Origin of the sequence: Pseudomonas frederiksbergensis (assembly GCF_017114915.1) — a bacterium.
In the GTDB taxonomy this organism is placed as follows: Bacteria; Pseudomonadota; Gammaproteobacteria; order Pseudomonadales; family Pseudomonadaceae; genus Aquipseudomonas; species Aquipseudomonas frederiksbergensis_I.
The window spans coordinates 106,191-116,275 of sequence record NZ_JAAUOE010000016.1 but is presented as its reverse complement, the minus strand read 5'-3'; the positions used below and the strand labels follow the sequence as shown (position 1 = coordinate 116,275).

General features: G+C 59.5%; 10 protein-coding genes. 5 read left to right on the top strand and 5 right to left on the bottom strand.

The genetic code is table 11. The features are described from left to right. On the top strand, positions 1-153 hold a 153-nt coding region (locus HCU66_RS14150; protein WP_205889076.1), incomplete at its 5' end, for a DUF3077 domain-containing protein. 202 nt (positions 154-355) lie between these two features. On the opposite strand, the gene grxD is transcribed toward HCU66_RS14150, so the two are convergent. From grxD to HCU66_RS14135, 3 genes are all read right to left on the bottom strand, one after another. Beyond that, the gene (gene grxD / locus HCU66_RS14145) at positions 356-697 is read right to left on the bottom strand and encodes a Grx4 family monothiol glutaredoxin (protein WP_007938922.1); all 342 of its coding nucleotides are present in this window, start codon (positions 695-697) and stop codon (positions 356-358) included. Between the two features lie 97 nt (positions 698-794). Then, entirely contained in the window at positions 795-2,903 is a 2,109-nt protein-coding gene (locus HCU66_RS14140) for a molybdopterin oxidoreductase family protein (RefSeq protein ID WP_205889070.1), read from the bottom strand. Between the two features lie 135 nt (positions 2,904-3,038). Further along, entirely contained in the window at positions 3,039-3,317 is a 279-nt protein-coding gene (locus HCU66_RS14135; protein ID WP_007938924.1) for a hypothetical protein, read from the bottom strand. Positions 3,318-3,714: 397 nt separating this feature from the next. Between HCU66_RS14135 and argF the strand changes: the two genes are divergently transcribed. Together argF and HCU66_RS14125 are read left to right on the top strand one after the other, a co-directional pair. Then, the gene (gene argF / locus HCU66_RS14130; protein WP_205889069.1) at positions 3,715-4,635 is read left to right on the top strand and encodes an ornithine carbamoyltransferase; all 921 of its coding nucleotides are present in this window, start codon (positions 3,715-3,717) and stop codon (positions 4,633-4,635) included. After that, on the top strand, positions 4,632-5,741 hold the full coding sequence (locus tag HCU66_RS14125; protein ID WP_205889068.1) for an ABC transporter ATP-binding protein: 1,110 nt from the start codon (positions 4,632-4,634) through the stop codon (positions 5,739-5,741). The genes argF and HCU66_RS14125 overlap by 4 nt, the downstream gene beginning before the upstream one ends. Positions 5,742-5,850: 109 nt before the next feature. On the opposite strand, the gene HCU66_RS14120 is transcribed toward HCU66_RS14125, so the two are convergent. Then, positions 5,851-6,633: a PhzF family phenazine biosynthesis protein gene (locus HCU66_RS14120; protein WP_205889067.1), complete on the bottom strand. Its 783-nt coding sequence runs from the start codon at positions 6,631-6,633 to the stop codon at positions 5,851-5,853. A 104-nt stretch (positions 6,634-6,737) separates the two neighbouring features. Continuing rightward, positions 6,738-7,208, bottom strand: coding sequence for a Cys-tRNA(Pro) deacylase (ybaK, locus tag HCU66_RS14115; protein ID WP_205889066.1), 471 nt, complete (start codon positions 7,206-7,208; stop codon positions 6,738-6,740). 369 nt (positions 7,209-7,577) lie between these two features. Here ybaK and HCU66_RS14110 point away from each other — a divergent pair, with 369 nt between their 5' ends. After that, on the top strand, positions 7,578-8,429 hold the full coding sequence (locus HCU66_RS14110; protein ID WP_205889075.1) for an MIP/aquaporin family protein: 852 nt from the start codon (positions 7,578-7,580) through the stop codon (positions 8,427-8,429). A 76-nt stretch (positions 8,430-8,505) separates the two neighbouring features. Next, on the top strand, positions 8,506-10,011 hold the full coding sequence (gene glpK, locus HCU66_RS14105) for a glycerol kinase GlpK (protein ID WP_205889065.1): 1,506 nt from the start codon (positions 8,506-8,508) through the stop codon (positions 10,009-10,011). The last annotated feature ends 74 nt before the right edge of the window (positions 10,012-10,085 follow it).

Sequence of the window (10,085 nt, the reverse complement as noted above, 5' to 3'; positions counted from 1 at the left end):
GCCTACGCAAAAGACACCGACCGCCACGCCTGGGCCGCGCATTATTTGACGGCCATGTCCAAGGCAGTGATTGATGACGTCGTGAAGGTGCTAAGCCCGCGACCTGCTCGAACAAAGACCGAATCTGAAGAAGAGCTGCCTGAAAGCAAGTAAAGGCTTTTCCATACGTGCAGACACCGCAGATTCCTGTGGGATCTTCAGTGGATCCCAATCAGCGCCCACTAAAAAGCCCCGCTCTCTTCACAGAGGCGGGGCTTTTTGTGTGCTGNCCGCTCTCTTCACAGAGGCGGGGCTTTTTGTGTGCTGAAGATCAAAAGATCGCAGCCTGCGGCAGCTCCTGTGGGGGAGCCGTTACTCAGGCTTCGGTCTTGGCAGCGGCGGCTTTTGCGGCGGCGTCTTTGATCAGTGCCTGCAACGAACCGTCAGCAGACATTTCAGTCATGATGTCGCTACCACCGACCAGCTCACCGGCCACCCACAGTTGCGGGAAGGTTGGCCAGTTGGCGTATTTTGGCAGGTTGGCGCGGATTTCCGGGTTCTGCAGGATATCCACATAGGCAAATTTTTCACCACAGGCCATGACGGCCTGAGCGGCTTTCGCGGAGAAGCCACACTGTGGGGCATTCGGCGAGCCTTTCATGTAAAGCAGAATGGTGTTGTTGGCAATCTGCTCTTTAATCGTTTCGATGATATCCATGGAGCACCTCGGCTGAACTTTCCGACTCAGTGGTCGGCACGGTGGCGCATTGTAACGGAAACCCGAGCGCCATGCTCGGCCTCCCCGACAGACATGTTCACGCCGCCACTACGGTCACCGGCACGCCGTTCAACGCCGCATTGCCCGACAACTCATCGAGCTGACATTCGTCGGTCAGGTCATTGGCGCTGGAGCCTGGCTGGCCGCTGGCAATCGTCATCTGCACGCCCGGTCGCGCATGGCCCCAACCGTGAGGCAGGCTGACCACACCTTTCATCATATCCAGGCTGGCGACCACTTCAACCTCGATCACGCCGACCCGTGAACTGACACGTACCCGCTGGCCATCACTGAGCCAGCGGCTGGCCAGGTCGTCCGGGTGCATCAGCAATTGATGGCGCGGCTTGCCCTTCACCAGACGGTGATAATTGTGCATCCATGAGTTGTTGCTGCGCACATGGCGGCGGCCGATCATCAGCAACTCATCGGCGGCCGGTGCTTGCAGCGTCGCGAAGCGAGCCAGGTCGGCGAGGATCTCGACCGGCGCTGCCTGGACTCGCTGATTGGCCGTCTTCAGGCGTGGCGCCAGGTTGGGTTTGAGCGCGCCGAGATCGATACCGTGAGGGTGATCGAACAAAGTCGCCAGCGACAACTTATGCTCTGAAGCATCGCCATACAGGCCCATTCGCAGCCCTCGGTCGATCATCTGCGCCGGCGCGATGGTCGGTTTCAGTTCCTTGCCGGTCTTCGCTGCAAAGGCCTTGGCCAGCCCCACGAAGATCTCCCAGTCATGCAGCGCGCCTTCGGGCTTGGCGAGAATCGCTCGATTGAAACGGGTGACGTTGCGCACCGCGAACATGTTGAAGGTGGTGTCGTAATGGTCATTTTCCAGTGCCGACGTCGACGGCAGGATCAGGTCGGCATAACGCGTGGTTTCATTGATATACAGGTCGACGCTGACCATGAACTCCAGTCCGTCCAGCGCTTGCTCCAGCTGTCGGCCATTGGGCGTGGACAGCACCGGATTACCCGCCACGGTGATCAGCGCACGAACCTGCCCCTCCCCTTCGGTGAGCATCTCTTCGGCCAGCGCCGACACCGGCAACTCGCCGCCGTATTCGGGACGCCCGGACACGCGACTTTGCCAAAGATTGAAATGCCCGCCCGAAGTGGACGCCACCAGGTCCACCGCCGGCTCGGTGCACAACGCACCGCCGACCCGGTCCAGGTTGCCGGTGACCAGATTGATCAATTGCACCAACCAATGGCACAGGGTGCCGAAAGCCTGGGTCGACACGCCCATGCGGCCGTAGCAGACCGCTGTCGGCGCGGCGGCGAAATCCCGGGCCAGTTGGCGAATCTGTTCGGCCGGCACCGCGCACAACGGGCTCATGGCCTCGGCGGTGAAACCTGCGATCGCCTCACGCACCTCATTCAGGCCATCGACCGGCAAATGACTGTCGCGGACCAAACCTTCAGCGAACAAGGTATTGAGCAGCCCGAACAACAGCGCCGCGTCGCCACCGGGGCGCACGAACAGATGCTGATCGGCAATCGCCGCCGTTTCGCTGCGACGCGGGTCAACCACCACCACTTTGCCGCCCCGGGCCTGAATCGCCTTGAGGCGCTTCTCTACATCCGGCACGGTCATGATGCTGCCGTTGGAGGCCAATGGATTGCCGCCTAGGATCAGCATGAAATCGGTGTGATCGATGTCCGGGATCGGCAACAGCAAGCCGTGGCCGTACATCAAATGACTGGTCAGGTGATGGGGCAACTGGTCGACCGACGTCGCGGAAAACCGGTTGCGGGTTTTCAACAGGCCGAGGAAGTAATTGCTGTGGGTCATCAGCCCGTAGTTGTGCACGCTGGGGTTGCCCTGATAGACCGCCACCGCGTTCTGCCCGTGACGTTTCTGAATGGCCGCCAGACGCTCAGCGATAAGAATAAAGGCGTCTTCCCATTCGATGGGCTGCCATTCACTGCCCACCCGCTGCATCGGCTGACGCAGGCGATCCGGATCGTTCTGAATGTCTTGCAGGGCAACCGCTTTGGGGCAGATATGCCCGCGGCTGAAGGTATCTTGAGGGTCACCCTTGATCGAGGTGATCTGCACGCCGCTGCCTTCGATCTCGGTGGTTTCGATGGTCAGGCCGCAGATGGCTTCACACAGGTGGCACGCACGGTGATGGAGAGTCTTGGTCATGGCCAGTCTCTGTTTTGTTCTGGGCGGGCAATGTCGGCCGCGGGAACAAAACTATGGCGCGCGGCTCGCCAGCGCGCCAGCGACGTTCGTCTCGTGAATCGGTGACTATCAGGCCAGCGGATGTCAGCAAGAGGGTCAGTTCGGCGGTGCCTGCAGCTGGATTTCCTCGATGGTTTCGATCTGCTCGTGGGCGACATGCACGCCGGTGAGTTCGCCGATCAGCCGCCAATGCTCGTCGAGCCCGGCGCTGATGGTGGCCATGCGGTCGATCATGCGCCGGCCAGCCGCCTTCGTGACTTCGTCCTCACTGCGCATCAACTCGAAAGACATCGAGGTCATGGAAGCCGTGAGGTGGGTCAGAGAGCGTGCCGTAAGGCCGAGTAGCTCCATTAACAGCTGTTCTTTCGATTCCATTCCTGATTTTCCTGCGTCACCGTTGAGTAGTTATAACCCAGCACTTTGCATTAGCAAATGTTTCGGACCAGACACATTGCCAGCTTGAATGACAGGTCGAAAAACGACCGCCAACAGGTCGCCCGCGCCCCGCTGGATTGCCAACCCCGGCGGGCCCAGTGTACAAATGGTCAGCGGCTGTCAGGACACAGGCTTCAAAAGCGCTACCGCGGTCACCCCGTAGCCCCTCTGAAATCCCCTACACACCGTAGCCTATTGGAAAAACGCGACATTTAATGTCAATATCGCGCCTTCCCCTATTTCGTCGCCCCGTGCGGCTTACGCCGCAGGTCTCGCCCGTTTTTCAGTTAAACAAGGCTTTGAGTATCTGCGGTCTGTTGCAAAAAGGTAGTCAATGATGAGCGCAAGGCACTTTCTCTCCCTGATGGATTGCACGCCCGAAGAGTTGGTCAGCGTGATCCGTCGAGGCGTTGAGCTCAAGGACCTGCGTAACCGCGGCGTACTGTTCGAGCCTTTGAAAAACCGCGTCCTGGGGATGATTTTCGAGAAATCCTCGACCCGTACCCGTATTTCGTTCGAAGCCGGCATGATCCAGCTCGGTGGCCAGGCGATCTTTCTGTCGCCACGCGACACCCAACTGGGCCGTGGCGAGCCGATCGGCGATTGCGCCATCGTCATGTCGAGCATGCTCGATGCGGTGATGATCCGGACCTTTGCCCATAGCACCCTGACCGAATTCGCCGCCAACTCCCGCGTGCCGGTGATCAACGGCCTGTCCGATGACCTGCACCCGTGCCAGTTGCTGGCCGACATGCAAACCTTCCTCGAACACCGCGGCTCGATTCAAGGCAAGACCGTGGCCTGGATCGGCGACGGCAACAACATGTGCAACAGCTATATAGAAGCGGCGATCCAGTTCGACTTCCAGTTGCGCATCGCCTGCCCGGAAGGTTACGAACCCAACCCTGAATTCGTGGCCAAGGCCGGCGATCGTGTGAGCATCGTCCGCGATCCGCAGGAAGCCGTACGCGGCGCGCATCTGGTAAGCACCGACGTCTGGACCTCCATGGGCCAGGAAGAGGAAACCGCCAAGCGCCTGAAGCTGTTCGCACCGTTCCAGGTCAACCGGGCGCTGCTCGATCTGGCCGCGCCGGACGTGCTGTTCATGCATTGCCTGCCGGCCCACCGTGGCGAGGAAATCAGCCTCGACCTGCTCGACGATCCGCGCTCGGTGGCCTGGGATCAAGCCGAAAACCGTCTTCACGCGCAAAAGGCCTTGCTCGAATTTCTCGTCCCACCTTCGTACCACCACGCATGAGCCCGCCATTACTGCTGAACCTGCGCAACCTGGCCTGTGGTTATCAAAACCAGCGGGTTGTGCAGAACCTCAACCTGCATTTGAATGCCGGCGATATCGGTTGCCTGCTGGGGTCTTCGGGCTGCGGCAAAACCACCACCTTGCGGGCGATTGCCGGTTTCGAACCGGTGCACGAAGGTGAAATCCAGCTGGCGGGCGAGACCATCTCCAGCGCCGGCTTCACCCTCGCCCCGGAGAAACGCCGGATCGGCATGGTGTTCCAGGATTACGCGTTGTTTCCGCATTTGAGCGTGGCCGAAAACATCGCCTTCGGGATCCGCAAGCACCCGCAAAAGGATCGCGTCACCGAAGAATTGCTGGAACTGGTCAACCTGAAAAGCCTCGGCAAGCGTTTCCCCCATGAGCTGTCCGGCGGCCAGCAGCAGCGTGTCGCATTGGCCCGCGCCCTGGCGCCGGAACCGCAACTGTTGTTGCTCGACGAACCGTTCTCCAACCTCGACGGCGAGCTGCGACGCAAGCTCAGTCATGAAGTGCGCGATATTCTCAAGGCTCGCGGCACCAGTGCGATTCTGGTGACCCACGATCAGGAAGAAGCCTTCGCGGTCAGCGACCATGTCGGCGTTTTCAAGGAAGGTCGGCTGGAACAGTGGGATACGCCCTACAACCTCTATCACGAACCGCTGACGCCATTCGTGGCCAGCTTCATTGGCCAGGGTTACTTCATTCGCGGTCAGTTGAGCAGCCCGGAGTCGGTGCAGACCGAGTTGGGCGAATTGCGCGGCAATCGTGCCTACACGTGGCCGATCGGGGGAGCAGTGGATGTGTTGCTGCGTCCGGACGATATCGTCTACGCGCCAGCCAGCCCATTGAAGGCGCAGATCGTCGGCAAGAGCTTCCAGGGGGCATCAACCCTGTACCGCCTGCAGTTGCCTACGGGCGCACAGCTGGAGTCGATTTTCCCGAGTCATGCCGATCATCTGGTCGGTGCCGAAGTAGGCATCCGGGTGGCGGCGGAACACCTGGTGCTGTTCCAGGCGTCCGGTAGCACAGCGGCGCAGATTCCGCCGGTCGAGTCCGGTGTTCGGCGCCACAGCACCGCTAGCTGAAGCCTGAATCTGTGTAGGAGCGAGGCTTGCCCGCGAAGGCGTCATGTCAGTCAATGATGATGTCGACTGACACTACGCCTTCGCGGGCAAGCCTCGCGCCTACAAAAAATCATCCGAGCAATAGTTTGCCGCTCGCAACCAATGTCGCATTCCCGCCGATACTCACCCGATCCCCTTCCAGCTGACAAAACAACTCCCCGCCCCGCGCCGAACACTGATAAGCCGTCAGACTCGACTTGCTCAAGCGTTTCGACCAGTACGGGATCAGGAGGCAATGGGTTGAACCGGTCACCGGGTCTTCGTTGATGCCAATCGCCGGGGCAAAGTAGCGCGACACAAAGTCATGCTTGTTGCCCCTGGCTGTCACGATGGCGCCCAGCCATGGCAGTTTCGCCAGCGCAACCATGTCCGGCTGACAATCGAGCACCGCTTGCTCGGACTCCAGCACCACGAACAATTCGTTCGAACCCAGCACATCGACCGCCTTCACCCCCAAGACGCGCTCGATATCCAGGGGCCTGTCCACCTCCGACGGCACGATTGCCGGAAAATCCAGCCATAAGCGCTCGCCCTCGCGGCTGACACTCAGCGGGCCGGACTTGCAGATGAAGTCCAATCGTTCGGCCGGCTCTTTATAGCGTTCAAACAGCACATAGGCGCTGGCCAGGGTCGCATGACCGCATAACGGGACTTCAGTGGTCGGAGTAAACCAGCGAATGTGCCAGACCGAACCCTCACGCACCACAAATGCGGTTTCGGCGAGGTTGTGTTCGGCGGCGATTTTTTGCATCAACTCATCGTCGAGCCAGCTCTCGAGCCGGTACACCATTGCCGGGTTGCCACTGAACGGCCGATCACTGAACGCATCGACCTGATGAAACTCAAGCTCCATGAACTTTTCCTTTTTCCAGGTCGCCGAGCATGGAGCTGTGGACAATGCTTCACCAGTGACAGAACGAATCAATTTTCACCATACAGCGCCAGCCTGCCTTCCCATCAGACGCGACCGATCTCGGCGAATTTCGCCTGGGTGTGCTCGGCCAGTACGGCGGGCGCCAGTTCGACCTCCAGACCGCGCCGTCCGGCGCTGACGAAAATGCTGGAAAAAGGCTGGGCCGAATGATCGATAAAAGTACGCAGGCGCTTTTTCTGCCCGAGCGGACTGATGCCGCCCAACAGATACCCCGTCGAACGCTGCGCAGCCGCCGGATCGGCCATTTCGACTTTTTTCACCCCGGCCGCCTGGGCCAGCGCCTTCAAGTCCAGACTTCCGACGACCGGTACCACCGCCACCAACAACTCCCCCTTCTCGCTGGCTGCCAGCAACGTCTTGAACACCTGCGCGGGATCCAGGCCCAGTTTTTCCGCAGCCTCCAGACCATAGGACGCTGCCTTCGGATCATGTTCATAACTGTGCACGCGATGTTCGGCACGAACTTTTTTCAACAAATCCAATGCGGGGGTCATGGCAGCTCCAGACTTGGCGGCAGAAGAAAAATACTGCGCAGGATTCTAGGTCATTGATCGATAAAAGGCTCTATTGCGGCGCTATTTCAAAGGCCTGGCCGGGCTTTCGGTCGTTCGCCCACGCGCGTCTCGCCAGATGAACGATGTGATCATTCATAGAACTAATAGTTTAAATGTGACTGACAGTTCACTTTCGACCTTTGACATCAGCGTTTCTTGTCTATATTTTTTCGAATCTGAATACACCACGCTCATCTCACCGTAGCACCTGGCAGTAAGCCGAGCACAGGATGGGGATCCTACCTCGGTGAAAATCGCGCTTTGACCAGGATGGAAAAGCGCCAGACAACAACAAAAACGAGGTTTTCAATGACAACTGCTTTACAACAACCGTCGCTCTCGAGCCAATGCATGGCCGAGTTTCTGGGTACTGCACTGCTGATTTTTTTCGGTACCGGCTGCGTTGCCGCGCTCAAGGTAGCGGGTGCCAGCTTCGGGCTGTGGGAAATCAGCATCATCTGGGGGGTTGGCGTCAGCATGGCGATCTACCTCACCGCCGGCGTTTCCGGCGCGCACCTCAACCCTGCGGTGAGTATTGCGCTGAGCATTTTCGCTGACTTCGATAAGCGCAAACTGCCCGTCTATATATTCTCCCAAGTGGCCGGCGCCTTCTGCGGGGCACTGCTGGTTTACACGCTGTACAGCAACTTATTCTTCGATTTCGAACAAACTCACCAAATGGTTCGTGGCACCGAGGCAAGCCTTGAATTGGCCTCGGTGTTCTCCACCTTTGCCAACCCTGCCCTGTCCACGGCCCAGGCCTTTCTGGTTGAAGTGATCATCACCGCCATCCTGATGGGCGTGATCATGTCGCTGACCGACGACAACAATGGCCTGCCCAGGGGGCCGATGGCACCTCTGTTGATCGGCTTGCTGATCGCCGTGATCGGCAGCTCGATGGGCCCGCTGACCGGTTTCGCAATGAACCCGGCCCGCGACTTCGGTCCTAAACTGATGACTTTCTTCGCAGGCTGGGGTGAAATTTCCTTCACTGGCGGACGCGATATCCCGTACTTCCTGATTCCGGTTTTTGCGCCGATTGTCGGTGCCTGCCTCGGTGCTGCAGCTTATCGCGGGCTGATTGCCCGTCATCTGCCCAGCGCCTTACCTGCTACAAAGGACACAGCACTGGCCATTGACGGCAAACCAAGAACGTCTTGAAACCGTTGGCGCGTGATCCTGCCCATTTTGGTCCCGCGCCTGACTTCACTTCCTTATTTCGTCCAAGGCAATCGACATGACCGACATTCAGAATAAGAACTACATCATTGCCCTCGATCAGGGTACGACCAGCTCCCGCGCGATCATTTTCGACCGCGACGCGAATGTGGTCTGCACCGCCCAGCGTGAATTCGCACAGCATTACCCGCAAGCCGGCTGGGTCGAACATGACCCGATGGAAATCTTCGCCACCCAAAGCGCCGTGATGGTCGAGGCCCTGGCGCAAGCCGGCCTGCATCACGACCAGGTCGCGGCCATCGGTATCACCAACCAGCGCGAAACCACCGTGGTCTGGGACAAGACCACCGGCCGCCCGATCTACAACGCGATTGTCTGGCAGTGCCGCCGCAGCACCGAAATCTGCCAGCAACTCAAACGCGATGGCCACGAGCAATACATCAGCGACACCACGGGCCTGGTCACCGACCCGTACTTCTCCGGCACCAAGCTCAAGTGGATCCTCGACAACGTCGAAGGCAGCCGTGAGCGGGCGCGCAAGGGTGAACTGCTGTTCGGTACAGTCGACAGTTGGCTGATCTGGAAATTTACCGGCGGCAAGGTACACGTCACCGATTACACCAACGCCTCGCGCACCATGCTCTTCAACATCCACACGCTGGAGTGGGACGCGAAGATGCTGGAGATTCTCGACATCCCGCGCGAGATGCTGCCGGAAGTTAAATCGTCGTCCGAAATCTACGGCCATACCAAAAGCGGCATTGCCATCGGCGGTATCGCCGGTGACCAGCAGGCGGCCCTGTTCGGCCAGATGTGCGTCGAGCCAGGCCAGGCGAAAAACACCTACGGCACCGGCTGCTTCCTGTTGATGAACACCGGCGACAAAGCCGTGAAGTCCAAACACGGCATGCTCACCACCATTGCTTGCGGCCCGCGCGGCGAAGTGGCCTATGCGCTGGAAGGCGCGGTGTTCAACGGTGGCTCCACCGTGCAGTGGTTGCGTGACGAACTGAAGATCATCAACGATGCCCACGACACCGAATACTTCGCCAACAAGGTCAAGGACAGCAACGGCGTGTATCTGGTGCCGGCCTTCACCGGTCTGGGTGCTCCGTACTGGGACCCGTACGCCCGTGGCGCGCTGTTCGGCCTGACTCGCGGCGTGCGCGTGGATCACATCATTCGTGCGGCGCTTGAGTCGATTGCCTACCAGACCCGCGATGTTCTGGACGCCATGCAGCAGGACTCCGGCGAGCGCCTGAAGGCCCTGCGCGTGGACGGCGGCGCGGTGGCGAACAACTTCCTGATGCAGTTCCAGGCCGACATTCTCGGCACTCAGGTCGAGCGTCCGAAAATGCGCGAAACCACCGCACTGGGCGCCGCTTACCTGGCGGGTCTGGCCTGCGGCTTCTGGGGCAGCCTGGACGAGTTGCGCGGCAAGGCCGTGATCGAGCGCGAATTCGAACCGACGCTGGATGAAACCGCGAAGGAAAAACTCTACGCCGGCTGGAAAAAAGCCGTCAGCCGCACTCGCGATTGGGAACCGCACGAAGGCGTTGAATAAGCCAAGGCCGGGACTCGTATCCGGTTGTAACTGGTAGGGAGCGGATTCCTGCGGCATCATGGGCAAATTTTGCA